The organism is Burkholderia alba, from assembly GCF_034721475.1.
GTDB classification, from domain to species: Bacteria; Pseudomonadota; Gammaproteobacteria; order Burkholderiales; family Burkholderiaceae; genus Burkholderia; species Burkholderia alba.
In genome coordinates, this window is record NZ_JAWJWL010000015.1 from 15219 (window position 1) to 41646 (window position 26428).

24 protein-coding genes are annotated in these 26428 nt (G+C 68.1%); 14 read left to right on the forward strand and 10 right to left on the reverse strand.

Features of this window, described 5'->3' with window-relative positions:
• The first annotated feature begins 275 nt into the window (after nucleotides 1–275).
• The 9 genes from sapR (at nucleotide 276) to RZR99_RS18075 (ending at nucleotide 8153) form a co-directional block, all read left to right on the forward strand.
• Entirely contained in the window at nucleotides 276–1130 is an 855-nt protein-coding gene (gene sapR / locus RZR99_RS18035; RefSeq protein ID WP_323121128.1) for a sap1 transcriptional regulator SapR, read from the forward strand.
• Nucleotides 1131–1141: 11 nt separating this feature from the next.
• On the forward strand, nucleotides 1142–1705 hold the full coding sequence (gene ddpX, locus RZR99_RS18040; RefSeq protein ID WP_323121262.1) for a D-alanyl-D-alanine dipeptidase: 564 nt from the start codon (nucleotides 1142–1144) through the stop codon (nucleotides 1703–1705).
• Nucleotides 1706–1755: 50 nt separating this feature from the next.
• A complete protein-coding gene (locus RZR99_RS18045; RefSeq protein WP_323121129.1) occupies nucleotides 1756–3357 on the forward strand; it encodes an ABC transporter substrate-binding protein in 1602 nt (533 codons plus the stop codon).
• A gap of 20 nt (nucleotides 3358–3377) precedes the next feature.
• Nucleotides 3378–4448 (forward strand): ABC transporter permease, encoded by a 1071-nt coding sequence (locus tag RZR99_RS18050; protein ID WP_323121130.1) that lies wholly within the window; start codon nucleotides 3378–3380, stop codon nucleotides 4446–4448.
• Nucleotides 4449–4493: 45 nt separating this feature from the next.
• Nucleotides 4494–5435, forward strand: coding sequence for a nickel transporter permease (nikC, locus tag RZR99_RS18055; protein ID WP_323121131.1), 942 nt, complete (start codon nucleotides 4494–4496; stop codon nucleotides 5433–5435).
• Nucleotide 5436: 1 nt separating this feature from the next.
• A complete protein-coding gene (locus tag RZR99_RS18060; protein ID WP_323121132.1) occupies nucleotides 5437–6312 on the forward strand; it encodes an ABC transporter ATP-binding protein in 876 nt (291 codons plus the stop codon).
• Nucleotides 6309–7082 (forward strand): ABC transporter ATP-binding protein, encoded by a 774-nt coding sequence (locus RZR99_RS18065; RefSeq protein WP_323121133.1) that lies wholly within the window; start codon nucleotides 6309–6311, stop codon nucleotides 7080–7082. Before RZR99_RS18060 ends, RZR99_RS18065 begins: the two co-directional genes overlap by 4 nt.
• Nucleotides 7083–7241: 159 nt before the next feature.
• On the forward strand, nucleotides 7242–7496 hold the full coding sequence (locus RZR99_RS18070; protein ID WP_323121134.1) for a GlsB/YeaQ/YmgE family stress response membrane protein: 255 nt from the start codon (nucleotides 7242–7244) through the stop codon (nucleotides 7494–7496).
• A gap of 324 nt (nucleotides 7497–7820) precedes the next feature.
• A complete protein-coding gene (locus RZR99_RS18075; RefSeq protein ID WP_323121135.1) occupies nucleotides 7821–8153 on the forward strand; it encodes a type 1 fimbrial protein in 333 nt (110 codons plus the stop codon).
• Between the two features lie 18 nt (nucleotides 8154–8171).
• On the opposite strand, the gene RZR99_RS18080 is transcribed toward RZR99_RS18075, so the two are convergent.
• From RZR99_RS18080 to RZR99_RS18100, 5 genes are all read right to left on the reverse strand, one after another.
• The gene (locus tag RZR99_RS18080) at nucleotides 8172–9044 is read right to left on the reverse strand and encodes a LysR substrate-binding domain-containing protein (RefSeq protein ID WP_323121136.1); all 873 of its coding nucleotides are present in this window, start codon (nucleotides 9042–9044) and stop codon (nucleotides 8172–8174) included.
• Between the two features lie 114 nt (nucleotides 9045–9158).
• Entirely contained in the window at nucleotides 9159–10028 is an 870-nt protein-coding gene (locus tag RZR99_RS18085; protein ID WP_323121137.1) for a peptidoglycan DD-metalloendopeptidase family protein, read from the reverse strand.
• A gap of 297 nt (nucleotides 10029–10325) precedes the next feature.
• Nucleotides 10326–11567, reverse strand: a complete 1242-nt coding sequence (locus RZR99_RS18090) for a cytochrome c (RefSeq protein WP_323121138.1) — start codon at nucleotides 11565–11567, stop codon at nucleotides 10326–10328.
• Nucleotides 11564–12241: a (2Fe-2S)-binding protein gene (locus tag RZR99_RS18095; protein WP_323121139.1), complete on the reverse strand. Its 678-nt coding sequence runs from the start codon at nucleotides 12239–12241 to the stop codon at nucleotides 11564–11566. Before RZR99_RS18095 ends, RZR99_RS18090 begins: the two co-directional genes overlap by 4 nt.
• Nucleotides 12238–15123 carry a xanthine dehydrogenase family protein molybdopterin-binding subunit gene (locus RZR99_RS18100; protein ID WP_323121140.1) on the reverse strand — a complete coding sequence of 962 codons (2886 nt, stop codon included), beginning with the start codon at nucleotides 15121–15123 and terminating at the stop codon, nucleotides 12238–12240. Before RZR99_RS18100 ends, RZR99_RS18095 begins: the two co-directional genes overlap by 4 nt.
• 489 nt (nucleotides 15124–15612) lie before the next feature.
• On the opposite strand from RZR99_RS18100, the gene RZR99_RS18105 reads away from it, so the two are divergent.
• Nucleotides 15613–16518, forward strand: a complete 906-nt coding sequence (locus tag RZR99_RS18105; protein WP_323121141.1) for a LysR substrate-binding domain-containing protein — start codon at nucleotides 15613–15615, stop codon at nucleotides 16516–16518.
• A 15-nt stretch (nucleotides 16519–16533) separates the two neighbouring features.
• On the opposite strand, the gene RZR99_RS18110 is transcribed toward RZR99_RS18105, so the two are convergent.
• Together RZR99_RS18110 and RZR99_RS18115 are read right to left on the reverse strand one after the other, a co-directional pair.
• Nucleotides 16534–17274: a sulfite exporter TauE/SafE family protein gene (locus RZR99_RS18110; protein ID WP_407655468.1), complete on the reverse strand. Its 741-nt coding sequence runs from the start codon at nucleotides 17272–17274 to the stop codon at nucleotides 16534–16536.
• Nucleotides 17275–17415: 141 nt separating this feature from the next.
• A complete protein-coding gene (locus RZR99_RS18115; protein WP_323121143.1) occupies nucleotides 17416–18438 on the reverse strand; it encodes an aldo/keto reductase in 1023 nt (340 codons plus the stop codon).
• A gap of 140 nt (nucleotides 18439–18578) precedes the next feature.
• Here RZR99_RS18115 and RZR99_RS18120 point away from each other — a divergent pair, with 140 nt between their 5' ends.
• Nucleotides 18579–19490 (forward strand): LysR family transcriptional regulator, encoded by a 912-nt coding sequence (locus RZR99_RS18120; RefSeq protein WP_323121144.1) that lies wholly within the window; start codon nucleotides 18579–18581, stop codon nucleotides 19488–19490.
• Nucleotides 19491–19550: 60 nt separating this feature from the next.
• Here RZR99_RS18120 and RZR99_RS18125 read toward each other — a convergent pair whose 3' ends face one another.
• A complete protein-coding gene (locus tag RZR99_RS18125) occupies nucleotides 19551–20705 on the reverse strand; it encodes a porin (protein ID WP_323121145.1) in 1155 nt (384 codons plus the stop codon).
• A 417-nt stretch (nucleotides 20706–21122) separates the two neighbouring features.
• Between RZR99_RS18125 and RZR99_RS18130 the strand changes: the two genes are divergently transcribed.
• Nucleotides 21123–22226, forward strand: coding sequence for an OpgC domain-containing protein (locus tag RZR99_RS18130; RefSeq protein WP_323121146.1), 1104 nt, complete (start codon nucleotides 21123–21125; stop codon nucleotides 22224–22226).
• A 65-nt stretch (nucleotides 22227–22291) separates the two neighbouring features.
• A complete protein-coding gene (locus RZR99_RS18135) occupies nucleotides 22292–23140 on the forward strand; it encodes an alpha/beta hydrolase (RefSeq protein WP_323121147.1) in 849 nt (282 codons plus the stop codon).
• Here the strand turns inward: RZR99_RS18135 and RZR99_RS18140 are convergent.
• Nucleotides 23112–24038 (reverse strand): delta(1)-pyrroline-2-carboxylate reductase family protein, encoded by a 927-nt coding sequence (locus tag RZR99_RS18140; RefSeq protein ID WP_323121148.1) that lies wholly within the window; start codon nucleotides 24036–24038, stop codon nucleotides 23112–23114. The genes RZR99_RS18135 and RZR99_RS18140 overlap by 29 nt on opposite strands.
• A gap of 475 nt (nucleotides 24039–24513) precedes the next feature.
• Here RZR99_RS18140 and RZR99_RS18145 point away from each other — a divergent pair, with 475 nt between their 5' ends.
• The gene (locus RZR99_RS18145) at nucleotides 24514–24924 is read left to right on the forward strand and encodes a DUF427 domain-containing protein (RefSeq protein ID WP_323121149.1); all 411 of its coding nucleotides are present in this window, start codon (nucleotides 24514–24516) and stop codon (nucleotides 24922–24924) included.
• Nucleotides 24925–25053: 129 nt separating this feature from the next.
• Here RZR99_RS18145 and RZR99_RS18150 read toward each other — a convergent pair whose 3' ends face one another.
• Nucleotides 25054–26031: a hypothetical protein gene (locus tag RZR99_RS18150; protein WP_323121150.1), complete on the reverse strand. Its 978-nt coding sequence runs from the start codon at nucleotides 26029–26031 to the stop codon at nucleotides 25054–25056.
• Nucleotides 26032–26428 lie beyond the last annotated feature (397 nt).

Consider the following 26428-nt stretch of genomic DNA (forward strand, 5'->3'; position numbering starts at 1 on the left):
CCGCCTCGTTTATTGTTTACATCTCGTCATTAAACAGATTGGATTTATTCATTTTTCTGTAATCCCGCGTAATGTAGAGCCGAATAAGACATGAACAAAATCATCCGCGCAATACCTCGCACGGCCAAACGGCCCGCCCTGCGCTCATCACCGGAGCGTCTCGACACTATTGACGGAGGGAGTCGATAGTTTTTTTAAGATAGCGTTCGTTATTTTGATTTTGTTAGATAGATGACAATCGACCACCAAACGACAACGATCTAACACACGCGTCCATGTCCCCCGCCTTCGTCCAGACCGTCGAAATCCGCTTTGCCGAATTGACGCCCACGGCGAAGCGCATCGCGAGCTACATGCTCGCGAACCTCGATCGCCTGGGACTGGAAACGGCGGATCAGATCGCGCAGCAGACCGGCACCAGCGGCATTTCGGTCGGCCGCTTTCTGCGCAGCGTCGGCTACCGCAATCTCGACGACCTGAAGCGCGAGTTGCGCGGCGCGGCGGACCGCCCGTGGATGATCACCGACCGGCTCGACGAATACCGCCGTACCGCGCCCCGCGCCGGCCGCCCGCTCGGCGACGCGCTCGACCGCGAACTGGACGCGATCCGTCACGTGTACCGGCTCGCGGAAAGCGCCGCGTTCGCGCAGGTCGCCGACCGGATCGCCCAGGCCGACGCGGTGTTCATTCTCGGCATCCAGTCGACGCGCGGCGTCAGCAACGCGTTTCACAGCTACCTCGAATATCTGCGCCCGCGCGTGTTCTACTCGGACGGAATGTCCGGCTCGTACGTCGACTCGCTGAATTCCGAATTCGCGAACCCTTACTGCATCGTGACCGACACCCGCGCGTACTCCCGAATCGCGCGCCGCTATTGCGCGGCCGCCGCCGAGCGCGACGTGCGCTTCGCGCTTGTCACCGATCTCTATTGCCCGTGGGCGCGCGAGCTGCGCTGCGATCTGCTGCAGGTCAAGACCGACGTCGGCCAGTTCTGGGATTCGCTCGCGCCGCTCACCTGCCTCTTCAACCTGCTGATCACCGCCGTGGTGAACCGGCTCGGTCCCGCCATCGACGAACGCGTCGCCCGCAATCGCGCCCTGCAGCACGCGCTCGATCAATTCGAACCCTGATGCCCCGCCCCATGACCACGCCGCGCCTCGTCGAAATCACGCCGGACACGCACGATGTCGAGCTCGATCTCGTCTATGCGACCGAACGCAATCTGACCGGCAAGCCGATCTACCGGCGCGCGCACTGCCTGCTGCTCGAACCCGCCGAGGCGGCGCTGCGCCGCGCGGTGCGGATCGCCGCGCAGACCGGCGCGCGGCTGCGCCTCTACGACGCATACCGGCCGCCGCAAGCGCAGCAGGTGCTGTGGGACTTCCTGCCGGACCCCGACTTCATCGCCGATCCGGGGCGCGGCTCGAACCACAGCCGCGGCACCGCGCTCGACCTGACGCTGGTCGGCGCCGACGGACGCGCGCTCGACATGGGCACCGGCTTCGACGAGATGGTTCGCGCGTCGCGGCACTTCCACGACGGGTTGCCCGAAGCCGTGCAACGCAACCGCCTGCTGCTGCTCGGCGTGATGCACGCGGCGGGCTTCATGCACATCGCCGGCGAATGGTGGCACTACGAGCTGCCCGGCTCGCGCGCGCTGCCGCAGATCGACAACGCCGACAGCGGCCCGCGGCGGCTGATGTGACGCACCGGACTGCCCTCTTCCCGACGATTCCACCGATCCCTGGAGCCCGTATGAAACCCCTGTTGCCCAAGCTCGTCGCCGCGCTCGCCGCCGCCTCCGTCTGTGCCGCCGTGCCGGCGTTCGATGCGCGGGCCGCCACGCCGAAGGACATGTTCGTGATGGCCACGCTGCTCGACGAATTCACGACGCTCGATCCGGGCGAGATCTACGAGCTGGTGCCCGAGGAATACGTCGCGAACACCTACGACCGGCTGATCCGCGTCGATCTGAGCGATCCGTCGACATTCAACGGCGATATCGCGCAATCCTGGACCGTGAGCCCCGACGGCGTCACCTACACGTTCAAGCTGCGGCCCGGCCTCAAGTTCCACTCCGGCAACCCGCTGACGGCGGACGACGTCGCATGGTCGATCCAGCGCACCGTGCTGCTCGACAAAGGCCCGGCGGCGGTGCTCGCGGGCCTGGGGCTCACCCGCGCGAACGTGCTGCAGCGGGTGAGGAAGCTCGACGATCAGACCGTATCGATCGAAACCGACCGGAAATACGCGCCGACCTTCGTGCTGAACGTGCTCGGCTCGTGGCCCGCGTCGGTGCTCGACCGGAAGCTGCTGCTGTCGCACCAGCAGGGCGGCGATTTCGGCAACGGCTGGCTCAGAACCAACGAGGCCGGCTCCGGCGCGTACCGGCTCGTCAAGTGGACCGCGAGCGACAGCCTGGTGCTGCAGCGCTTCGACGGCTACCGGCTGCCGCTCGCGATGAAGCGCATCGTGCTGCGCCACGTGCCCGAGGCGGCCAGCCAGCGCCTGCTGCTCGAAAACGGCGACGTGGACGCCGCGCGCGACCTGAGCCCCGACGATCTCGCGGCCGTCGTGAAAAGCGGCAAGGCGAAGGTCACGCAGTCGCCGCAGGCGACGCTGCTCTATCTGGGCCTGAACACGAAGAACCCGACGCTCGCGAAACCCGAAGTACAGGAAGCGCTGAAGTGGCTGGTCGACTACAGCGGCATCCAGAGCCATGTGGTCAAGACGACCTACAAGGTGCATCAGACCTTCCTGCCGGAGGGCTTCCTCGGCACGCTCGACAGCAACCCGTACCGCCTCGACATCGCGAAGGCGAAGGCGCTGCTCGCGAAGGCCGGCGTGCCGAACGGCTTCACGGTCTCGATGGACGTGCGCAACGACTATCCGTACACCGACATCGCGCAGGCCGTGCAGGCGAACTTCGCGCAGGCGGGCATCAAGGTGCGGCTGATCCCCGGCGACAACAAGCAGACCCTGGCCAAGTACCGCGCGCGCCAGCATGACATCTATATCGGCGAATGGTCGGCCGACTACATCGACCCGCACAGCAACGCGCAGGGCTTCGCGTGGAACCCCGACAACGCCGATCAGTCAACCTACAAGATGCTCGCCTGGCGCAACGCGTGGGATATTCCGCAGCTCACCGCGCAGACCCAGGCGGCGCTGGCCGAGCCGTCGGCGGAAAAGCGCGCGCAGCTGTACCAGGCGATGCAGAAAGCGGTGCTCGCGCGCTCGCCGTTCGTCATCCTGTTCGAGAAGGTCGCGCAGGTCGCGACCCGGCCGGGCGTGAGCGGCCTCGAAGTGGGTCCGATCAACGACCTCGTGTCGTACCGGAACCTGAAGAAGCAATGACCCGGACACCGGAGCGCATCATGTCCACGCCAGCCCTTTCCGTCGAAGCCCTGCGCACCTTGCCCGCCCGGCGCCCGGGCGTGCGCTGGGCGCTGCGCATCCTGCGCTGGGTCGTCACGCTCGCGGTCACCTTCGCCGGCCTGCTGGCGCTCACCTTCTTCATCGGCCGCAAGGTGCCGATCGATCCCGTGCTCGCGATCCTCGGCGACCGCGCGTCGGCGCAAGCGTATGCCGCCCAGCGGCTCGCGCTCGGACTCGACAAGCCGCTCGCGACGCAGTTCCTGATCTACGTGCGCGACGTGCTGCGCGGCAACCTGGGCATCTCGCTGCTGACCGCGAATCCGGTGCTCGACGACATCAAGCGCGTGTTTCCCGCGACGCTCGAACTCGCGACGCTAGCGACGCTGATCGGCATCGCGATCGGCGTGCCGCTCGGCGTCGCGGCGGCCGTCAGGCACAACCGTCCGGTCGATCACCTCGCGCGCTTCGTCGGCCTGATCGGCAACTCGGTGCCGATCTTCTGGCTCGGCCTGATGGGCCTGCTGCTGTTCTACGCGAAGCTGCACTGGGTCGCGGGGCCGGGCCGGCTCGACCCGCTGTACGACGGCATGGTCGAGCCGCGCACCGGCAGCCTGCTGATCGACGCCGCGTTCGCCGGCGAGTGGGACGTATTCCGCAACGCGCTGTCGCACATCGCGCTGCCCGCCGCGATCCTCGGCTACTACTCGGTCGCCTACCTGAGCCGGATGACGCGTTCGTTCATGCTCGACCAGTTGAGCCAGGAGTACATCGTCACGGCGCGCGCGAAGGGCCTGTCCGAGCGCCGCGTGATCTGGCGGCACGCGTTCGGCAACATCGCGGTGCCGCTGCTCACCGTGATCGCGCTGACCTACAGCAACCTGCTCGAAGGCTCCGTGCTGACCGAAATCGTGTTCGCGTGGCCCGGCATCGGCTCGTACCTCACGGGCGCGCTGCTGAACGCCGACATGAATGCGGTGCTCGGCTGCACGCTCGTGATCGGGATCATGTTCATCACGCTCAACCTGCTGACCGACGCGCTGTACCGCGTGTTCGATCCGCGCGCCCGCTGATCCGGCCGCGCGCCGGCACCCGACTCCTTTCCACGGCTTCCCGACATGGCTTCCTCCCCCGACCACCCCACCTCGAACGCGGCGCGCGCCGGGCTGCGCGCGTGGCTGCTGAGCGACGCGCCGCGCTCGCGCCCGCAGGCGTCGCTCGGCCTCGCGTACCGGCGCTGGCGGCGCTTCGGCGCCAATCCGCTGAACCTGTTCGGCCTCGCGATCCTCGCGACGCTCGTCGCGGTCGCGATCGTCGGCCCGTTCATCATGCCGCACGATCCGTTGCAGCAGGTGCTGTCCGACCGCCTGCTGCCGCCCGGTTCGCCGTCTCACTGGCTCGGCACCGATCAGCTCGGCCGCGATCTTCTGTCGCGCGTGATCGCCGGCTCGCGGATCACGCTCGGCATCGCGATCCTGGTCGTCGTGATCGTGGTGCCGATCGGGCTGCTGATCGGCACCACCGCCGGCTATTGCGGCGGCCTCGTCGACAGCGTGCTGATGCGCATCACCGACGTCGCGCTCGCGTTCCCGAAGATCGTGCTGGCGCTCGCGTTCGCCGCCGCGCTCGGGCCGGGCGTGCTCAACGCGGTGATCGCGATCTCGATCACCGCGTGGCCCGCCTACGCGCGCCTTGCCCGCGCCGAGACGCTGCGCATCGTGCAGGCCGACTTCATCCACGCCGCCCGGCTGCAGGGCGCGTCGGGGCCTCGCATCCTGCTGCGCTACATCATGCCGCTCTGCATGTCGTCGGTGATCGTGCGCGCGACGCTCGACATGGCGGGCATCATCCTGACCGTCGCGGGCCTCGGTTTCCTCGGCCTGGGCGCGCAGCCGCCGAGCCCCGAATGGGGGTTCATGGTCGCGTCGGGCCGCAACGTGCTGCTCGATGCGTGGTGGGTCGCCACGCTGCCCGGCTGCGCGATCCTGCTCGTGAGCCTCGCCTTCAACCTGCTCGGCGACGGTCTGCGCGACGTCTTCGACCCGCGTCACGGAGCCTGACATGTGCGCCACCCTTTCCACCCCGGCCCCGCTCTGCGAGATCGACGGGCTCCAGATCGGCTTTCGCGGCCACGACGGCCGCGTCGTCGACGCCGTGCGCGACCTGTCGCTCACGCTCGAACCGGGCGAACGGCTCGGCATCGTCGGCGAATCCGGCTCCGGCAAGTCGCTGACCGGCCGCGCGCTGCTCGGCCTGCTGCCCGACGCCGCGCAATGGCGGGCGCGCCGGATGCGCTTCGCGGGCCGCGATCTGCTCGCGCTCCCGGCGCGCGAACGGCGCCGGCTGTGCGGCAGCCAGATGGGCATGATCCTGCAAGACCCGAAATACTCGCTGAATCCGGTGATGACGGTGGGCGCGCAGATGAGCGAAGCGTTCCGGCTGCAGGAGCCGGGCCTGCGGGGCGCCGCGCTGCGCGAGCGGATCGTCGAGGCGCTCGCCGCGGTCGAGATCCGCGATCCGCGCCGCGTCGCCGGCGCCTATCCGCACGAGCTGTCGGGCGGCATGGGCCAGCGGGTGATGATCGCGATGATGGTATCCACGGGGCCACGCCTGCTGATCGCGGACGAACCGACCTCGGCGCTCGACGTCGCCGTGTCGATGCAGGTGCTCGCGGTGCTCGACGCGATGATCGCCCGCCACGGCACCGGCCTGATGTTCATCAGCCACGACCTGCCGCTCGTGATGTCGTTCTGCGACCGCGTCGCGGTGATGTACGCCGGACGCGTCGTCGAGACCTGCTCGGCGCGCGACCTGATGCGGGCGAGCCATCCGTACACGCGCGGCCTGCTGGCCGCCAATCCGCCGCTCGCGAACCCGCCCGACGAGCTGCCGGTGCTGCGGCGCGATCCGGCCTGGCTGACGGAGGCCGCGCGATGATCGACATTCGCCATGCATCGATCCGTTTCCCCACCCGCACCGGCCACGTCGACGCCGTGCGCGACGCCAGTCTCGCCGTCGCGCGGGGCGAAGCGTTCGGCCTCGTCGGCGAGTCCGGCTCCGGCAAGTCGACGCTGCTGCGGGCGCTCACCGGCCTCGTGCCGCTCGCGGCGGGCACGATGTCGATCGACGCGCGCCCGCTCGAGGGCAAGCTCGACCGCGCGTTCCGCCGCGACGTGCAGATGGTGTTCCAGGATCCGTACGCGTCGCTGCACCCGCGCTTCACGGTCGACGAAACCTTGCGCGAGCCGCTCGCGATCCACCGGATCGCGGACGCCGACGCGCGCATCGCGCGTGCGCTCGCCGAGGTCGGCCTGGACCTCGCCTTCCGGTTCCGCTACCCGCACCAGCTGTCGGGCGGGCAACGGCAGCGCGTCGCGATCGCCCGGGCGCTGATCGTCGAGCCGCGCGTCCTGCTGCTCGACGAGCCGACCTCCGCGCTCGACGTGTCGGTACAGGCGGAAATTCTCAACCTGCTGCGCCGCCTGCATCGCGAGCGCGCGCTGACGATGCTGCTGGTCAGCCACAATCTCGCGGTGGTCGGATTCCTCTGCCAGCGTGTCGCGGTGATGCGCAACGGCGAAATCGTCGAACAGCTCGGCATCGACGAGATCCGCGCCGAGCGCGTCGCGAGCGACTATACGCGCGGCCTGCTGCGCGCGACGCAGGGCTATCGGCGCCCCGATCCGGCCGCCGTGTCGCCCGCGTGACATCGCGGCGAAGCCGGTTCATGGTATGAATGACGGCGGCGCGCGGTTCGGGCCGGCCGGAACGGCCGGGTATCAAGGCATCCGAACCAAGCGCCGCTGAACCATGCGCGGCCGCGCGGGTCTATGACCATTCGCATTCTGTCAATCAAGGGGGCTTTTATGATGCAATTTATCGAAACGCTGATCGTCGGACTCGTGGTCGGCCTGCTGGCCCGCGCGATCAAGCCGGGCGACGACAAGATGGGCTTCCTGATGACGATCGTCCTCGGCGTCGCGGGCTCGCTGGTGGCCGGCTACGTCGGCCGCGTCGCCGGCTGGTACCAGCCCGGCCAGGGCGCGGGCTGGATCGCGTCGATCGTGGGCGCGATCGTGCTGCTGTTCGTCTACGGCATGCTCCGCAAGCGCGCAAGCTGACCCGCGCATCGCCCCTCGCGGAAGGGGCAACCGGACAGCCGGCCTTCGAATCTCGAAGGCCGGCTTTTTTTACGCTTTTCTTTCCGCGTAATGACGAACCGCCGCCCAGATTAAACGAGTACGTATTCTCCTCACTTGCTTTCGATCATTCGCATTTCTATCTTCCCAATAGGAATGCCGGTGAATTTGATCGATCGCCATTCCATTCGATCCGGATTTAAGTTTTCACATGGACTGTCGTTTACGCATTGAGCTTCGCAGCGTATCTGACGCCGTTTGCGGGATCGGCCACGCCGCGCAGCGCTCACTCAACTGGAGCTTCTCATGCCACGCCGCCCGATTCTCGCGCACGCTGTCCTCGCCGCCTCGCTGCTGACCCTCTGCTGCGCGGCCGGCGCGCAAAGCGGGATCATCCGTTTCAGCGGCATGATCGTCGAGCCGCCCTGCAGTTTCAGCCTCGATGCCGATCAGCCGGGCCGGCCGCAGCTGCGCTCCGATTGCCCGCGCCCGGCGACCGGCGACGTCTCGCTCGTCGACCCCGGCAGCCGGACGACCTTGCGCACCGTGCGCTTCACCCAGCTCACCAAGTCGATCGGCCTGCCGGCCGGCAAGGGCGGTTCGCCCTCCGCGATGATCGCGATCGTCACTTACCAGTAACGGCGTGAAATAACAGCGTTAATCCCGGTGCGCGGAAATCCAGTCGCTGAGCAATTCGATTTTTTGCTGTTGCGCGGCACTTTCCGGATAGACGAAGTAATAACGCGCGCCGGTTTTCAGCACGATATCGAATGGCGTCGCGAGGCGCCGCGCGGCGACGTCGTCGACGATCAGCGTCACGTCGCTGATCGCCACGCCGAAACCCTGCATCGCCGCGTTGGTCGCGAGGTCGAGCGTCTCGAAGCTCGGCCCCCGCTCCGGATCGACGCCCTCGAATCCGGCATGGTCGAGCCACATTCGCCAGTCGCGATGGTCGCGCGTCGGGTGCAGCAGCGTCTGCGCGGCCAGGTCGGCCGCACTCGCCAGCGGCTTCGCGTCGAGCAACTCCGGCGAGCACACCGGCGTGAGCCGTTCGTCGAACAGCGGCACGGCGTGCAGGCCCGCGCCGGCGGACGTCGCATAGATGATGGCCGCGTCGAACGGCTCGCTGTGAAAATCGATGTCGTGCTGCCAGCTGGTGGTCATCTGCACGTGCAGATCGGGATGTTCGCCCTGGAACTGCATGATCCTCGGCAGCACCCAGCGCATCAGGCAGGTCGGCACCTTCAACGCCAGCCCGGTGCGCTGCCGCGTGAGCTTCAGCGAGATCTCCTCGATCCGCGCGAAGCTCTCGGTCACGACCGGCAGCAGCTGCTCGCCCTCCGGCGTCAGCGCGAGGCCTTTCGCGCGCCGCCTGAACAGCGGAAATCCGTAATGCGCCTCGAGCGACTGGATCTGGCGGCTGACCGCGCCCTGCGTGATGCAGAGCGCATCGGCGGCGCGCGTGAAGCTGCGATGGCGGGCCGCCATGACGAAGATCTGCAGGGCGTTCAGCGGTGGGAGGCGGCGCATGGCGGTGGGTCGGCACGTCGTGAATCGAGTCGCGCGCCGCATCCGCGGCGCACGCAGGGACTGTCACGATAAGCCAAACCGCGAGATTGTGCGAGACGGCCGCGCCCGGCCGCGTCAGCCTTGCCGGTTCGGCAGATAAGGCAGCGGATTGACCGGCTTGCCGTCGCGCCGGACCTCGAACAGCACCGCGACGCGCGCATTGTCGACGTCGCCCATCTCCGCGATCGCGTCGCCCTGCTGGACGATATCGCCGGTCTTGACCAGCAGCTTGCGGTTGTGCGCGTACGCGGTCAGGAAATCGGCGTTGTGCTGGACCAGGATCAACGTACCGTAGCCGTTCAAGCCGGCGCCCGCGTACATCACGCGGCCCGACGCGGCGGCGCGCACCGGGTCGCCCGCCCGGCCGGCGATCTGGATGCCCCGATTGCGTCCGGGTTCGAACATTTCGACGATCGCGCCCTTCGCGGGCCACGCCAGCACCACGCGCTGCGCATGACGCTTCGTCTCCTTCGCCACCTGACGGTCCGACGTGCTGTCGGCTTGCGTCTGCGCGGCCGGCACGGCCGATTCCGACGGCGGATTCGCGGCGGCCGGCGCGGCGCCGGCCTGCGCGGCGGCCCGCGGCGCGATCCTCAACACCTGCCCGATCGCGAGCTTGCCGCGCCGGCCCAGCCGATTCCATCCGCGCAAGTCGTTGACGGTGCAACCGTTCGCACTGGCGATGCTCGATAGCGTATCGCCGCGCTTCACCACGTAACGCGACACGGCGGGTGCGGTCGCAGGCGCGGCGGGGGCCGCGTCACGGTCCGGCGCGGCATCCGCCGCCGGGGCGCCGGCCATCGGCGCGGGCGCGGCGGGCGGGGTGGAACCCGCGAGCGTGTCGCTCGGCGGTACTGTCTGCGGGCCGGCACAGCCCGCGATGATGAGCGCCGCCGCCATACTCGACAGCCATGCGACGCTCCGGTTGATCTCGCTCTTCCTCATGCTCGATCCGACTCCCGACGTTCAACCCGTCAAGCATCTCAAAAATAAGGCGGCGCACATGTAACCGGATGCAAGCGTTGATGACAATTCCGTACATGCGCGCCGGATCGGACGCCTGATCTCCATGAATACGGCCGAATCGGCAAAAACTTTAGCGATCCCCGGTAAGTCTGACTCGTCGCTGCGCCGAACGCCGCCGCGTCGGATCGGCCGCGCCAACGAAAACGGCGGCGTCCCGCGAGGAACGCCGCCGTGTGATCCGTCCGGCGAAGGTGGCCGCAGCCGAGACTCAGACGCTCAACGCAGCGCCTTCACGTCGGCCGCCGTGACGTCCGCCGGCTGACCGCCCCAGCCCGAGCGCAGGTAATTCGCCAGCTGCGCCAGTTCCTGGTCGCTCAGCGTGCCCGCGAAGCCCGGCATCGCCTGCATGTTCTCGAGGCCGGCGAAGCGCTGCTCGTCGATCCCGTCGAGCATCGCGACCAGCAGGTTGCGCGGATCGGCCTGACGCAGCATGGAGTTGCCGTTCATCGGCACCGCGACGTGCGGCTTGCCCTCGCCCGCCAGCCCGTGGCAGCCCGCGCATACGGCGACGTACGCCGAGCGGCCGGCGGCGAGCTGGGCCGCGTCCGCGGACACCGGCTTCAGCGGTTGCGGCGCGGGCGGCGCATCGCCGAGCAGGTAGACCGACAGCGCGCGCAGATCGTCCTTCGTCAGGTACTGCGTGCTCAGATGCACGACCGGGTACATCTCGCCGAACGCGGAGCCTTGCGCAGCGATGCCGACGCCGAACAGCGCCTGCAGGTCCGGCCCGGTCCAGCCGCGCGCGGCCAGCCCGGCGGGCGTGATGTCGGGCGCGACCACCCGGCCGAGCGCCGCGCCGCGCAACGGCTTCGCGCCGTCGAGCTGGCCGAACAGGCCGCGCGGCGTATGGCATTCCGCGCAATGGCCGAGCGCGTTCGCCAGATAGCGCCCGCGCTGCCAGTCGGCGGAGCGGCCCTGCGACGCGTCGGGCAGCGTGTCCTTCAGGAACAGCCCATCCCACACCGCCATGCCGAAGCGCAGGTTGTACGGAAACTTCAGTTCGTGCGCGCGATTGGCGACGGCCGCCGGCTTCACCGACATCAGGTACGCGTACATCGCGTCGGTATCCGCGCGCGTCAGCTGGCGATACGACGTGTACGGCATCGACGGATACAGCCGCTTGTCGGGCGCATTGCCGTCGTGCAGCGCATCGTAGAATTCGCCCGCGCTCCACTTGCCGATCCCGTAATCCTTGTCTGGCGTGATGTTCGATCCGTAGAACGCGCCGTACGGCGATTCGAGCTTCACGCCGCCCGCGAACGGCGCGCCGTCCTTCGCCGTGTGGCACGCCGCGCAGTCGGCGGCCTTGACGAGGTAGCGGCCCCGGGCGATCTGCTCCGGCGTCGGCGCCGCGGCGATCGTCGGCGCATCGTGGCCGCCGCATGCCGCCAGCGCGGCCGCGCACAACGCGAGCAGCGCACCGTTGCGCGCGAGCTGAAAAATGCGCGTAGCCATCATCCGGCGTCCTTCACGAGCCCGGGCGTGTTCAGCACCACGTCCTTCACGGCTTCGTAATAGCGCACGTAGCCCGTGCAGCGGCAGATGTGCGGATTCAGCGCGGCGGTGATCGCGGTTTCGACATCCGCCTTCGCGACCGGCTGGAGCTTGAGGCGTTCGATCAGGATCGTCGCCGCGTTGACGAAGCCGGGTGTGCAGTAGCCGCACTGGAAGCTGAAATGCTCGAGGAATTTCTGCTGGACCGGCGACAGTTCGACCACCTGACCCGCGTCGTTGCGCTTCGCATGGCCTTCGACGGTACGGATCTTCCTGCCGTCGAAGAAGTGCGCGCCGGTGATGCAGGTGCGGACCTCTTCGCTGCTGCCGTCCGGCTGATCGAGGATCACGACGCACGCATGGCAGATGCCCTGCCCGCAGCCGAGCCGCGAGCCGGTCAGGTCGAGATACTCATGCAGGAAATCGATCATCATCAGACCGACCGGCACCGGGATCGGGCCGACCGATTTACCGTTCACCGTCAGCGCAATCGGCTGCGGCCGGTACTGAACGAGCGGCCGTTCCACGGCGGCCGCGCTCGCGGGCGCGGCGGCGCCCGCCACGGGATTGGACGCGGCGGCGCTCGGGCTCGCCGCCGATGCGCTGGCCGCCGATGCGGCTGACTGGGCGGCCGTCATGCGAGTACCTCCTGGATGTGTTGCGGGGTCACCGGCAGATCGGTGAAGCGGTGGCCGATCGCGTGCGCGATGCCGTTGACGATCGCGCCGACGACCGGAATCATCACCACTTCGGCGATGCCCTTCGGCGGATCGGTTTCGGACAGCGGCGGCAGCACTTCGCCTGTCTGCGACCACACCGCGACGTCCGTCGCGCGCGGCAGCCGATAGCGATTGAAGTTCCACGTGCCGTTGCCCGGGCCGTCTTCGTAGAGCGGCAGGTATTCGTGCAGCGCATGGCCGATGCCCATCGCCAGCCCGCCCTGCAGTTGTCCCGACACGAGTTGCGGCGAGATCTGGTTGCCGCACTCCATGATCGAGTGATGGGTGAGCAGTTCGACTTCCCCGCTCGCCTCGTGCACGGCCAGCTCGACCAGCGTGCCGACCGCGCTGTAGTACGTCACCGCGGCATTATTGCGCTGCACCGGCGGGATGAACACGCGCTTGCGGTCGAGCACGCGATAGCCGTTCGCGGTCGGCGGCAGCGTGGCTTTCGCGGTAGCGGCGGCGGGCGCGGGCTTGCGCGACGCGGGCGGCGCCGGTACGACCGGCGCCGCGCCGTTGCCGGCACCGTAGCGCAGCGACAGGCCGTCCACCGGCAGCCGCTCCAGCGCGCCGCCGATCTCGAACTCGGCTTCGGCCCATTGCCAGCGGTTGAACACGTGCACGACGGCGCCCGTCGGCAGGCCCAGCTCATAAGCCTTCTTCACCAGCTGCTGGAACGGCAGCGCTTCCAGCCCGGCAGCCGTCAGCTTGCCGTCGACCCAGCGCGCATCGTCGAAGCGCACGACGAGCGGCGCGGCCTGCCCGCCGCCGATGCCTTGCCCCCAGATCGCGAGCGCGGCGGGCCACAGGCCGTAGCGGAACACCGCGCGCGCGGCCTCCTGCGTACTGTGCGTGAAGTAGAACGCGGAATTCGTCGCGCTGGACGGCGACGCATCGTTCGGCGTCCAGCGCGGGTTCGCGCTCAACCGGTCCTGGTCGGCCTGCGACATCAAGTAGGGATCGCCGCTCGTCACGACCGGCAGATCGGGCCATTCGGTTACCGCGACCCGCACCTCCGACGCGGGCTTGCCGAGCCATTTCGCGACGGCGACCGCCTGCGACGTCGACATCCCGGTGCCGATCTCGGCAGCCGTGTGGTGCAGCGTGATCGCCCCGTTCTCGTCGAACTCGACTTTCGCGAGGGACGCCTCGGCGCCGGTGCCGAAGTCCTTCTGCACGCACGCGAAGCCCACACCGTAGCGCTTGCCCGGATGCGCGGCTTCGTAATCGGCCTTCTTCTTCGTGCGCTGCGTCCACAGCGGGTGCGCCTGAGCCCGCGCGAGCACTTCGTCCACCCGCACCGCGCCGGCGGGAATCGCGCCCTGCGTGTTCTTCATCCCGGAGCGCAGCGCGTTCCTGAGCCGGAACTCGATCGGATCGAGCTGCAGCTGCGCGGCGATCTCGTCGATCGCCATCTCGGTCGCGGCCATGCTCTGCAGCGTGCCGTAGCCGCGCGCAGAACCCGCATCGATCGCGCGCGACGCGATCGCCACCGACGCGAAATCGTTCTTCGGAAAGTAATAGATCGACTGCGCCGCCGTCGCTCCCACCATCGCGACCGACGGCGAGAAATTGCAGCGGCCGCCGCCGTTCGCCTCGAAGTCGCCCTTGAACGACTGCAGAAGCCCCGTCTTGCGATCGACCGCGATGCGGTAGCGCATCTTGAACGCATGCCGCTTGAGCGAGGTCTGGAACTGCTCGTAGCGATCGTTCGCGAGGCGCACCGGGCGGCCGTCGCCGTACATCGCGGCGACCAGCCCGTAGAACGGCACGTTGAAATGGTCCTTCGAGCCGTAGCCGACCGTGTAGCACGGATGCACGAACAGCTGCTTCACCGGGAACCGGCATTTCGCCGCCATCCCCGCCGCGCTCTCCGCCACTTCGAGCGGCGACTGGGTCGGCACGACGAGATGCAGCGACTGGGTCGCGGCGTCGTACCAGCCGTTCGCGTTGTCCGGCTCGAGCGCGGCGGTATCGATCGACTGCGTGTTGTACTCGCGGTCGAACACCAGCCAGTCCGCGTCGGGATTTGCCAGCTCCTGCGCGATCCGGTCGGCATGGAACATGCCTTGCTCGTCGAGCTTGCCGTGCTCCTTGCCGTCCGGCCAGACCGGCTCGTGCTTGCGCATCATGCTCGGAAACACCGGCGCATCCTTAAGGCTCGAGAACACGTCGTCGTCGTAAGGCGTCTTGCCGCCGACCCGCACGAAGCGGAACGTGCCCCACGGATCCCGTTCGAGCGGCCCCGTCACCGCGCCGTAGCGGATCACGTCGTCGCGGAACTTGAGCAGGTTCTTCGCGAAGCGAAAGCGCGCGAAATCGTGATAGATCAGGATCGCGACCGCGTGGCCGAGATACGCGGGCGTCTTGCCCGCGGGCAGCAGCATGTCGTCGCCGTAGAAAGCGGGAAACACGAGGCCGTCGCGCACGAGGTCGTCCGCCGTGACGATCCGGTCGGGCTGAAGATCATCGCCGAGCATCGAGAGGTCGACCCCCTCGTACACGCGGTCGGCCTGCGTCGCGCGCAGCACCAGCGCATGTGCCTGCTGCTGCGGCCAGTGCGGCATGTCGGACGCGCGGATATCGCGCGCGAAGACCTTCGAGCCGGTGACCTTGGCGATGCCATCGATACGGAATTTGGGCTCGCCGGTCGCGCTGTCCCATTGCACCGGCGTCAGGATCTTGTCTTCGAACAGCGCCGCGAACGCGCGGCTGCCGATCGGCGCGACGTAGACCGTCACGCCCGCCAGCACGCTGGCTTTCAGAAAACCACGCCGTGACAGGCCGTGTTTTCTCATGGAGTCCTCCTAGTGCGGCGCGCGACGCGCGCCGCGTCCGCCTGGTCCGGGCGGCCGTCTGTCAGAAACACGAGCCGTTGTGGGCCGGCTCGCAAAGCGGCGCATTATCGCGTGGCACACTGCCGGACGGCTATGTCTTTTTCCGCATCCCGGGCTTACCGGTTTGCTTATAGTGCTCACGCGCGCGGCGGCGAACCGCCGCCGCGCGCCGCCGTTCAAAGATAAGGGGCGATCAACACAGAATAGGCAAAGACGACGCCCACGCACAGAAAGAACAGGTGCAGCGCGATCTTGAACGACGCGAACCAGGACGGATCGTCACGCATAGTGGTCTCCCCAAGCCGACAGACGAATCGCCATGATGCGCACCGGCGGCCGCGCGGCCAATGCGGAAACCTCGAAGCGACGCTCAGGCAGAGACTGAGCTTGACTCGCCGCATTCCTGCTACCGTATCGCCCATTACAACGAGACTGCCCGGCCGCCCCATCATGCGATTCGATCTGACCGACCTGCGCCTGTTCCTGCACGTCTGCGAGGCAGGCAGCATCACGGGCGGCGCGGAGCGCACCCACATCACGCTGCAGTCCGCGAGCGAGCGGATCCGCGGGATGGAGGAAGAACTGGGCGTCCCGCTGCTGCATCGCACCAAGAACGGCACGCAGGCCACCGAGGCGGGGCGTTCGCTCGAACATCATGCGCGCACCGTGCTGCAGCAGATCGACCACATGCGCGGCGAGCTGCAGCAATACGGCGCGGGGCTGCGCGGGCACATCCGGTTGCTGTGCAATACCGCCGCCCTCAGCGAGTACCTGCCCGATGCGCTCGCCGCCTATCTGCCCCGTCATCCGACACTGTCGATCAGCGTCGAGGAGCGTTCGAGCCAGGAGATCGTCCACGCGATCCGCAGCAGAACGGCCGAATTCGGCATCGTCGCCGACTCGGTCGGGCTCGACGGACTCGAACAGATTCCGTTTCGCGAGGACTGGCTGATCGCCGTTACGGCCAGCGGCCATCCGCTCGCGGCGCGCGGCCAGGTCGCGTTCGCGGAGATCGTCGACGCCGACTTCATCGGCATGACGGACGGCAGCGCGTTGCAGGTGCATCTCGCCGAACAGGCGAAGGCGCTCGGCAAGCGGCTCCGCTACCGGGTGCAGTTGAAGAGTTTCGATGCGATCTGCCGGCTGATCGAGAGCGGCGTCGGGATCGGCGTGGTGTCGCGCCACGCCGCGCTGCGCGCGCTCAAGACCATGGACATCCGCCTGATCGAAATAGCCGACGACTGGGCGCACCGCAAGCTCACGATCTGCGCCCGCCGCTTCGATACGCTGCCGAAATACACGCGCGACTTCATCGCGTTCCTGTCGGACAGCGCGCCGCGCGACGAGGCCGCGTAGCCGCGGCGGCCTCGCTCATGCGTGTGCCGCGAGCGCCATGTACAGGCCCAGCGCGGCGATCCCCGCGAAGAAGCAGCGGCGAAACGCGCGCTCGCTGATCACGCGCCGCAGATACTCCCCGGCGTACATGCCGAGCAGCGCGGGCGCGAGCGCGAGCGCCGACACGCCGAGATCCACCGGCTGCAGGTTCGACGTGAGACCGAGCTGCAGGGCCAGCGCGAGCGTCGACGCGGTAAACGACAAACCGAGCGCCTGGATCAGCTCCTCCTGGCCAAGCTGCAGCGACTGCAGGTACGGCACGGCCGGAATCACGAATACGCCGGTCGCGGCCGTGACGGCGCCCGTCAAGTAGCCGATCACGGGCGACAGCCATGCCTCGTGACGCCCCGGCGCGGGCAGCCGGGCCGCCGCGAGCCCCCATCCGCCGTATGCGACCAGCACCCAGCCGAGCGCGGCGTGAGTCCAGGACGCCGCCGATGCCAGCGTGGGCAGGCCGCCGATCAGCGTGCCCGCGACGAGCCCGGCGATCAGCGTCCACAGTCGCCGGGCCAGCGCCCGCACCGACGGGCCGAGCAGCAGCTGCCAGACGTTGGTGACGAACGACGGCACGAGCAGCACGCTCGCCGCGGCCGACGGCGGCATCGCGAAGGTGAGCAGCCCCATCGCGATGGTCGGCAGTCCGAGGCCGATCAGTCCCTTCACGACGCCCGCCAACAGGAACACCCCCGCGACGATCGCCGTCAGGTCACCGTGCATGCGCACCTCCACCGGTCATGAATGCCCCGATAGTGCCAAGCTTCGCGCGGACGGACCCTCTGTCTTTGCCTGATCCCGGGTGAGGCGCCCCCGAATGCGCGTGCAACCGGACGCCGCCGCAAGCCGCCGCCCGCCCTCCCGTCAAGCGCCTTCGGGCCCCGCTCGATGCGCTGAGCGCTCGCTGTCGAGATGCGCCATCTGCGCGCTCGGATAGCGCTCGCCCGCCGCCGCGCCGGCGGGAATCGCCGCTTCGATGCGGGCGCGGTCGCCGTCCGTCAGCGCCAGGTCGAGCGCCGCGAACAGATCGACGAGATGCGAGCGGCGCCGCGCGCCGACCAGCGGCACGACGTCGTCGCCGCGCGACAGCGCCCACGCGATCGACACCTGCGCGGGGTTGCTGCCCTTTTCGGCGGCGATCGCCCGCAGCGCCTCCACCAGTTGCAGGTTGTGTTCGAGATTCGCGCCGGAAAAGCGCGGGCTCGCAGCGCGGAAATCCCGTTCGCCCCCGCGCGCCTGCGACCACTGTCCGCTCAGCAGGCCGCGCGACAGAACGCCGTACGCGGTCACGCCGATCCCGGCCGCGCGGCACGCCGGCAGGATGTCGGCCTCGATGCCCCGCGACAGCAGCGAGTACTCGATCTGCAGATCGCTGATCGGCGCGACGGCCGCCGCGCGGCGCACGGTCTCCGCGCTCGCTTCAGACAAGCCGACGTGGCGCACGTAGCCCGCCTTCACCAGATCCGCGATCGCGCCGACCGTCTCCTCGATCGGCACCGCCGGATCGACGCGGGCGGGACGGTACACGTCCACGTAATCCGTTCCCAGCCGCTTCAGCGTATAGGCAAGGAAATTGCGCAACGCCGCCGGGCGCGCGTCGTAGCCGGCGAAACCGCCCGCCGGATCGCGCAGCGCGCCGAATTTCACGCTGATCCTGACGTTTTCGCGCTGCCGGCCCCGCAGCGCGTCGCGGATCAGCATCTCGTTCGCGCCCATGCCGTAGAAGTCGCCGGTGTCGAGCAGCGTGATGCCGGCGTCGAGCGCCGCATGCAGCGTCGCGATGCTTTCGTCGCGATCAGCCGGGCCGTAGAGGTCCGACATGCCCATGCAGCCTAGGCCGACGGCGGAGACGCGCGGGCCGGTCCGGCCGAGTTGTCGAGTATTCATGAGGCGATCCTGTTCCGATGGAGGTGATGAATCGCATTTTGGTGAGATTGCGCACACGGATAAACGCACGTTGCCCAACCAAATAATTCGACATCGGTTAACAATGGAGGCTCTTCGTCACCGGCTGAATGCCATTACGCATGGACCATCTCCAATCGATGCGAATCTTCGCGCGGGTCGCGCATCTCGGCAGCTTCACGAAAGCCGCCGAGCAGATGCAGCTACCGCGTCCGACCGTCAGCAACGCCGTGCAGTACCTCGAGAAACACCTCCGTATCCGTCTGCTGCAACGCACGACCCGGCGAGTCGCGCTGACGCCGGAAGGCGCGGCCTACTACGAACGCTGCATGCGGCTGCTGGCCGATCTGGAAGATGCCGAGACGCTGTTCGCCGACGCCGGCGCCGCGCCGCGCGGCGTGATCCGGGTCGATCTGCCGGAACGGCTCGCGCTATATAAGGTGATTCCGGCGCTGCCGGCGTTCAATGCGCGTTACCCGGACGTCCGGGTCGTGCTGAGCGCGAGCGACCGCTATGTCGACCTGATTTCGGACGGCATCGACTGCGCGGTCCGCATCGGCATGCTGAGCGATACGTCGCTGGTCGCCCGGCGGATCGGCGAAATGACCCAGGTCAATTGCGCGTCGCCCGACTATCTCGCCCGATACGGGATGCCGCGCTCGCCGGACGATCTGCCCGACCACGTCGCCGTCGGCTATTTCTCGAGCCGCACCGGGCGCGAGCTGGACTGGGAATATGCGGATATGGATACCGGCGAGGTGCGCGCGGTGAAAATGCGCAACGTGGTGTCGGTCAACAGTTCGCAGGCTTATCTGGCGTGCTGCGAGGCGGGGCTGGGGATGATCCAGGCGCCGCGCGACAGCATGGAGGATGCGCTCGCGGCGGGACAGCTGATCGAAGTGCTGCCCGAATGGAATGCGGCGCCGCTGCCCATGTCGGTGGTCTTTCCGCATGGCCGGCATCTGGCGCCGCGCGTGCGGATCTTCATCGACTGGGTGGCGGATGTGCTCAGCCGGCCTTCGCGGGCCGGCTGAGCGGAACGGCATCGGTTTTTGCGGCGTGCGATGCATCGCGCATCGCACGCAGGCGCCGATTTAGAACTTGTGGCGGATAGCCGCGCGAACCGCGAACTGGTTCGACGAAGCCGACGGGCCGTCCGTGCCGACCACGTAGCCGCCGTCGGCGATCGTGTTGGTCTTGTCGCCCGCGACCTTCTGCCATGCGCCTTGCAGGTACACGTCGGTGCGCTTCGACAGGTTGTAATCCGCCATCAGGCCGACGGTGTGGTACTTCGGCTTCACGCTGCCGCCCGTCGCATCGAACTTGCCGTCCGTGTACACGTACTGCGCACCGACGAAGAACGCCGGCGTCAGCTGATACTTGCCGTTGATTTCGAAGTTCTGGAACTTGGTCGCCGTGACGCCGAGGCCCGCGAAGTTCAGGCCCGGCAGATAGACCGTCGAGGTCGGGTTCTTCAGGTCCGTCTTGGTGTACACGAAGCCGACGGTTGCCGGGCCGAACGTGTAGTTGATGCCGCCGCCGAAGATGCGCAGGCGATCAGCCGTGAAGTTCGCATCGTTGGTCGCGATCGCGCCGTCCGTCGTCTTGCCCGGGTTGTTCGCCTGCAGGAAGGCTGCCGCGAGTTGCAGGCCGCCCATCTGGTACTGGCCGCCGAGGCTGTACTGACGGTTGTTCGAGAAGCCGGTGTTGTTGCTGAAGCTGTACGTGCCGCCGAACGACAGGCCGTTCCAGTCCGGGCTCGCGTACTTCACGGTGTTGTTCACGCGGAACGAGTTGTCCGTGTTGTCGTTGTCGAACGGGTGCGAGAACAGCGTGCCGCCCCAGTTGCCGTTCGCGGTCAGCGGCGCGAGGTAGTCGACCAGCGAGTCGTACTGGCGGCCGAGCGTCAGCGTACCGTACTGCGCATGCGACAGGCCGACGAATGCCTGGCGGCCGAACATGCGGCTGCCTTGACCCAGGCCGCCGTTGTTCACGTCAAATCCGTTTTCCAGCGTGAAGATCGCCTTCAGACCGCCGCCCAGATCTTCCGAACCGCGCAGGCCCCAGCGGCTGCCTTGCGCGAACCCGCTGGCCAGCTTGTAGCTGGTCTTGCCCAGGCCGTTGACGCTGACGTTGTTCGTGTAGTTGAAGCCTTCGTCGATCACGCCGTACAGCGTGACGCTGCTTTGGGCGAACACCGGCGCAGCGAATGCGAGCAAAGCCGCTGCGGAAATGACGTGTTTTTTCATTATGAAAATCTCCAGACCTAATAGTTAGAAGCCTCTGGCGAGGCCTTTGACGCGTTTTCTTGGTATTGCCGCCCTTTCGAGCTACACGTCCCGTACCCCCACGGGATTCGTGCATTGGGCGCAATACTGTCATGCATAAAATGAAACGTCCATGTTGGTGCAGCGCTTTTTTTACAATTTGTTGCGTATTGCCAACTGGCTTGTAAACAATCATTCCGTGCCGGCCTTACGTGATGGGGCCGGAGCAGTTGCTATTCGAGTAAACCCGGCACCCGCGCCTTCGATGGCACAATGCGCGACCATCATCATTTCGTCACGCAACCCGGTCCCCGCCATGCGCCCTCTGCCCGACGCGGCCACGCCCGCTCCCGCCGCCGCTGATCCGGCTGCCTGTCCGATGCGCGGAGACGGCCGCGCATGAACGCGGCGGCACCCCCACCTCAGCGGTACGCGGAACTCGATTTCTTTCGCGGTCTCGTCTTGCTCGTCATCGTGGTCGATCACATCGGCGGCAGCATCCTGTCGCGGGTCACGCTGCACGCGTACGCGCTGTGCGACGCCGCCGAGGTATTCGTGTTTCTCGGCGGCTTCGCGACCGCGATCGCCTACAACTCGCTCGCCGAACGCCGGACCGAGGCCGCCGCGCGGCAACGCTTCATCAAACGCTCGTTCGAGATCTATCGCGCGTTCCTCGTGACCGCCGGACTGATGCTGCTGATCACGGCGGTGCTGAGCGCGCTCGCGATCGACGGCCCGAACCTGCCGACCAACGATCTCGAAGGCCTGCTGCACGCGCCGCTGATCGCGCTGCGCGACATCCTGCTGTTCCGCCGGCAGCCGTATCTCGCGTCGGTGCTGCCGATGTACGCGTTCTTCGCGCTGCTGGTGCCGCTCGCGCTGCCGCTGGCGCGCAGCAAGCCGTGGCTGCTGCTCGCGGTCAGCGTGCTGCTGTGGGTGTCCGCCCGCCGCATCGCGGGCTATCTGCCGACCGTCGACGACATCCCCTGGGATTTCAATCCGTTCGCGTGGCAACTGCTGTTCGTGATCGGCGTCGTGTCGCGCTGCCAGCCGGTGTACCCGATACTGTCGAAGCGGCCCGTGGGATGGATCGTCACGGCGGCGGCAATCGCGATGGTCGCCGCCGGCGCGTATTACCGGCTGCGGGTCGAGCCCTTCCCGACCGATCCGTCGATCAAGCAGAATCTCGGCGCGCTCCGGCTGCTGAACTTCCTCGCGATCGCCTGGCTCGCCGCGAAACTCGTGCATCTCGGCTGGATGCACAAGATCGCGCACGCGATGCCGTGGATCGGCACGATCGGCCGGCAGGGGCTGCTGTGCTTCGTCGCCGGCACCGGCATCTCGCTCGCGGTCGACTCGCTGCTGTACGCGGCGACCGACGGCTATCTGAACGTGCCGCTCGGTCTCGTCGCCGACGTCGCCGCGATCGGTCTGCTGTATCTGGTCGCGAAAGTCTACGAGCCGCTGATGGCCCGCCTGCCGTTCACGAAATCCCGGCGCTGAAAACGCGCTGTGCCCGTCATCGGCTGCTGCTAGCCTATGTCGGGCATTATTCCGACACCCTGTTCATGCGCCGATTCCTTCTCGCCGTCGCCGTCGCCGCCGCGCTGCTCGCGGCCATCCCCCTCAGCGCGCTGGCCGCGCCCGGCAGCATCGTCACCCGCACGTTCCGCTCCGCCGCGCTGCACCGCGACTGGTCCTATACCGTCTATCTGCCGCCCGGCTACAACCCCGAGGGCGCGCGCTACCCGGTGCTGTACCTGCTGCACGGCAACGCGGGCAACGCGAACGACTGGATCACCCAGGGTCACCTGCAGATCACGGCCGACGCGCTGATCGAGCGCCGGGAGATCCCGCCCGTCGTGATCGTGATGCCGCAGGGCGGCACCGACTGGTACGTCGACCGCAAGGAGAAGATGCAGACCGCGTTCTTCGACGAACTGCTGCCCGACGTCGAGGCGCATTACGCGGTCTCGAACCAGCGTGCCGGCCGCGCGATCGGCGGCGTGTCGATGGGCGGCTACGGGGCGCTGCGCTTCGCGCTGCTCGAACCCGGCCTGTTCTGCGGTGCGATGCTGCTCAGCCCGGCGGTGTACGCGAACGAGCCGCCGCCCACGTCGGCCGCCCGCTATGTCGGCGTGTTCGGCGAGCGGCAGTTCGATCCGAAGGTGTGGCACGAACTGAACTATCCGGCGCTGTGGCGCGGCTACTTCGCACAGGGGTGGCGCCTGCCGATGTTCATCGCCGCCGGCGACGACGACCTGACGATCCAGGCGGAAGCCGGTTCCCTCTATACGCACCTGCGGCGCGCGCAGAACCCGGCCGCGCTGCGCATCATCGACGGCGCCCATACGTGGGACGTGTGGCGCCGCCTGATCGGCCCCGGCCTCAAGTACACCCTCGAGTGCGTGAAGTAAGCGCGACCCGGCCCGCGGCGAGATCCCAGGCCGCGCAGCCGACGCTCTTGAACAGCACCGGCTCGTCCGCCGCGCGCCCCCGGCCGTCCCGCAACGCCTCGGCCAGCGAACCCACGCGGCCCCAATCGACCTCGGCCTGAATGAGGTCGCCCGCCTCATGGCGCGCGCCTTGCGGGTCGTCGACGAACAGCGCGCTGTCCGCCACCGTGCGCGCACCGATCTCGGCGGCGTCGGGCGTGAACGCGCCCACGCCGATCACGAGACGGCCGGCGCGCCCGGCTTCGTCATACACGGGCGTCTTGCTGGTGGTGGCCGCGATGACGACGTCGAGCGCGGCGGGCGGCTTCGCCGGATCGAACGGTGCAAGCAGCGCCGGGACACTGCGGCGCGCCGCGCAGAACGCGGCGGCCTGCGCAGCCGAATGCGCGCCGACCCACACCCGGACGCCCGGAAACAGCGCGCCCAGCGCCGCCACGTGATGCGCCGCCTGCGTGCCGGCGCCGTACAGCAGCACGTCGCGCGGCGCGGCGGGCAGCAGCGTGCGGATCGCGAGCAGCGTAACGGCCGCGGTGCGCCGCCCGGTAACGGTCGGACCGTCGAGCGCGAACAGCGTCGCGCCGCTCGCGGGGTCGTGCACGCTCACCTGCCCCTGGATCGTCGGCTGTCCGTGCGCGCGGTTGCGCGGGCAGACCGTGACCAGCTTGTGAATCGCGATATCGCTCGCCGACGCGGGCATCGACAGCATCACGCCGCCCTCGTTCAGCGGCACCGAGCGCCGCGCGGGACTGACGATCCCGCCCTGCGCGGCCTCCTGGGCCGCCGCGGCCAGCGCCTCGACCAGCGCGGCAAACGGCGTCAGGGCCGCCGTCTGCGTCGCATCCAACACTGCCATCGCCATCGCGCCTCCTGGGTTCGATTCTCATGGGGTGCCGCTTCGATCGCGTACAAATTAAGCGAGCCGGTCCGCCACGGCAACCTCTTTCGTCGAGGCGGCCGGTTCGTCCCGGTCGAGGGCCGTGCGCCGGCCGGCGCCTGCGTTGAAGGTTGCGCCCGAGGGGGGCCGGGTTCGGGCACAATCGCGCGACACGCGGCGCGCGATTGCGGATCTGTCCGCCCGGCCGTCCCCGGTCTTCGCCCGCCGCCGCTTTCTTCAACGCGCCCCGGGCCTGCCCATGCATATCGATACCTTCGGAACCCGGGTCGCGGCCTCGCTCGTCCTCCTGCTCGGGCAGGCGCTCGTGTCCCGCGTCGCCTTCCTGCGCGCCCTTCGGGCGGTCGCCTCGCCCGCCGCGGCCTTCGAAACGGGGACATACAGAAAACCGGCCGACGGTGTACAACACCGTATCCGCGAGATCCTCGCAAGGAGCGCCGTCATGTCCAACGATGCACGCAACGCCCCCCGGCCGGTCCGCATTCCCGGTCCCGATCATCCGATCACGATCGAACGCCACCCGGCGCGCGTCGTGGTGACGGTCGCCGGCAAGGTGGTCGCCGATACGCGCGCCGCGCTGTCGCTGCGCGAAGCGAACTACCCGCCCGTGCTCTATATCCCGAGATCCGACGCGGACATGACGCTGTTCGAGCGCACCCACCACGCGACCTATTGCCCGTACAAGGGCGACTGCGCGTACTACTCGATTCCGGCGGGCGGCGAGCGTTCGGTCAACGCGGTGTGGACCTACGAGCATCCGTACGAAGCCGTCGAGCCCATTCGCGGACATCTCGCGTTCTATCCGGATCGCGTCGACGCGATCGAAGAACCGCCCGACGCCGCCGCGCGCTGAGCACGCCGCCATCCGGGCGCGCGGGAGTGCCGCGCGTCCGGATGCGCATGGGTTCTTCCGCACCCGCCATCCGCCGATCCCGCCGACGCGATCCGCCGGACCGGCAGGCGGCGCGCCGGCTCGCGCGAATCATCGCAGCCACGGCGACTGCGCACTCCAGAAGATGATGCCCGCGCCCAGATAGTCCTGCGCATAGCGGGTAAACGCCTCCCGCGTGAACGGCTTGCCGGTCTGGGGATCGATATAGGTCAGCGTCGGCTCCTGCACCGCCATCGCGACCAACGCAAGCTTGCCCTTGTATCGATGGAAGAACGGGTAGGCGTTCTTCATCTGGCTCGCCTTGCCGGGCACGATGTCCGGGCCGCCGAGACCGATCCCGTTCTGCTGCGCGAATGCGAAGAGCCGCGACATGTAGCGATGATCGTCGTTCCACTCGCACGGCCAGAAATTGACGTACTGGACCACCTGCGACCGCCGGAACGCCCGCTTCGCGAAACCCAGGTTGTCGAGTGTCGCGGCGAAGTAGCGGTCGCAGCTGAAGCCGTGGTTGTCGCGTTTCATGTCGAGATCGATCGCGGTTTCCGGCAGATTGATGCCGGCCACCCGAGCGTCGAACCGGTCGGCGAGCGCGGCGAGCAGCCGCTGATAGCGGCCCCGGACCGCCGGATTCCATTGCTGAGCGACCCAGCCGTTGCCGATCGGCCGCCCTTCGCCGGGATGGTCGAACTGCGGCACGAGACCGCCCTGGTAGACCCGATCCTCGAGCAGGTATTGCGGCACATAGCGCGCCTGCGGTTCGAAGAAGCGGTCCTGGATCTGGATGAACAGCTGCTTGCGCAAGCCCTGCAGGTAAGCCAGATCGCGGTCGATGCGCGAGAAGTCGTAGCGGCCGGGCGACGTCTCGAGCATCTTCCAGTTGTAGACGACCTGCACGCCGGCGATGTCGGGCCGCTGGATCAGGGGTGCCAGCGCACGCAGATCGTCCGAGCTGGTGTAGAGAAAATTCTGCGGCGCCGGGCTCGCGTCCGCCGCGTAGCAGCACTGCGCGGCGAGCAACAGGCCGGCCGCGGCGACGGCGCTTCGCAGCCGCGTCGTAAAGCGTTTCATCGTGTCTTCCGGAGTGGCAACGCGTCATTCGACCCGCGCGGCGGCGATCGGTTCGAGGGTTCGATACCCGCGGAGCCCGTACGGGAAGGCCGGCGCTCAGACGCGGCGGCCCCCATTCCGACGACGCGGCATGCGCCACGCCGCTCACCGGATGCCGCATGCAATACGCGTCGCAGCCGGCGCGACGCGCAATGCGCGGCGGCGCGACCGCGACGGACTCGCCGCGTCCGGCCGGCGGCGTACCGGCTGCCGGTTGAGAAGCAGGCCAAGCCGAATTTCGCCGAACGCAAGCGACAGATCACCTGAATCACACGACGTCCGCGCTCGCTCCAGCGTTGCGCGCGACACGATCCGGACGCGTGATTCGTCGCCTGCCGTCGGTCCGACGCAATGCGTG

Coding starts and splice junctions, on each gene's coding strand:
- RZR99_RS18065 (WP_323121133.1), top strand. CDS start 6,309: ATGATCGACATTCGCCATGCATCGATCCGTTTCCCCACCCGCACCGGC.
- RZR99_RS18090 (WP_323121138.1), bottom strand. CDS start 11,567: ATGATGGCTACGCGCATTTTTCAGCTCGCGCGCAACGGTGCGCTGCTC.
- RZR99_RS18110 (WP_407655468.1), bottom strand. CDS start 17,274: ATGCACGGTGACCTGACGGCGATCGTCGCGGGGGTGTTCCTGTTGGCG.
- RZR99_RS18060 (WP_323121132.1), top strand. CDS start 5,437: ATGTGCGCCACCCTTTCCACCCCGGCCCCGCTCTGCGAGATCGACGGG.
- ddpX (WP_323121262.1), top strand. CDS start 1,142: ATGACCACGCCGCGCCTCGTCGAAATCACGCCGGACACGCACGATGTC.
- RZR99_RS18130 (WP_323121146.1), top strand. CDS start 21,123: ATGAACGCGGCGGCACCCCCACCTCAGCGGTACGCGGAACTCGATTTC.
- RZR99_RS18045 (WP_323121129.1), top strand. CDS start 1,756: ATGAAACCCCTGTTGCCCAAGCTCGTCGCCGCGCTCGCCGCCGCCTCC.
- RZR99_RS18070 (WP_323121134.1), top strand. CDS start 7,242: ATGATGCAATTTATCGAAACGCTGATCGTCGGACTCGTGGTCGGCCTG.
- RZR99_RS18050 (WP_323121130.1), top strand. CDS start 3,378: ATGTCCACGCCAGCCCTTTCCGTCGAAGCCCTGCGCACCTTGCCCGCC.
- RZR99_RS18145 (WP_323121149.1), top strand. CDS start 24,514: ATGTCCAACGATGCACGCAACGCCCCCCGGCCGGTCCGCATTCCCGGT.
- sapR (WP_323121128.1), top strand. CDS start 276: ATGTCCCCCGCCTTCGTCCAGACCGTCGAAATCCGCTTTGCCGAATTG.
- RZR99_RS18095 (WP_323121139.1), bottom strand. CDS start 12,241: ATGACGGCCGCCCAGTCAGCCGCATCGGCGGCCAGCGCATCGGCGGCG.
- RZR99_RS18120 (WP_323121144.1), top strand. CDS start 18,579: ATGGACCATCTCCAATCGATGCGAATCTTCGCGCGGGTCGCGCATCTC.
- nikC (WP_323121131.1), top strand. CDS start 4,494: ATGGCTTCCTCCCCCGACCACCCCACCTCGAACGCGGCGCGCGCCGGG.
- RZR99_RS18140 (WP_323121148.1), bottom strand. CDS start 24,038: ATGGCGATGGCAGTGTTGGATGCGACGCAGACGGCGGCCCTGACGCCG.
- RZR99_RS18075 (WP_323121135.1), top strand. CDS start 7,821: ATGCCACGCCGCCCGATTCTCGCGCACGCTGTCCTCGCCGCCTCGCTG.
- RZR99_RS18150 (WP_323121150.1), bottom strand. CDS start 26,031: ATGAAACGCTTTACGACGCGGCTGCGAAGCGCCGTCGCCGCGGCCGGC.
- RZR99_RS18100 (WP_323121140.1), bottom strand. CDS start 15,123: ATGAGAAAACACGGCCTGTCACGGCGTGGTTTTCTGAAAGCCAGCGTG.
- RZR99_RS18085 (WP_323121137.1), bottom strand. CDS start 10,028: ATGAGGAAGAGCGAGATCAACCGGAGCGTCGCATGGCTGTCGAGTATG.
- RZR99_RS18080 (WP_323121136.1), bottom strand. CDS start 9,044: ATGCGCCGCCTCCCACCGCTGAACGCCCTGCAGATCTTCGTCATGGCG.
- RZR99_RS18135 (WP_323121147.1), top strand. CDS start 22,292: ATGCGCCGATTCCTTCTCGCCGTCGCCGTCGCCGCCGCGCTGCTCGCG.
- RZR99_RS18115 (WP_323121143.1), bottom strand. CDS start 18,438: ATGAATACTCGACAACTCGGCCGGACCGGCCCGCGCGTCTCCGCCGTC.
- RZR99_RS18105 (WP_323121141.1), top strand. CDS start 15,613: ATGCGATTCGATCTGACCGACCTGCGCCTGTTCCTGCACGTCTGCGAG.
- RZR99_RS18125 (WP_323121145.1), bottom strand. CDS start 20,705: ATGAAAAAACACGTCATTTCCGCAGCGGCTTTGCTCGCATTCGCTGCG.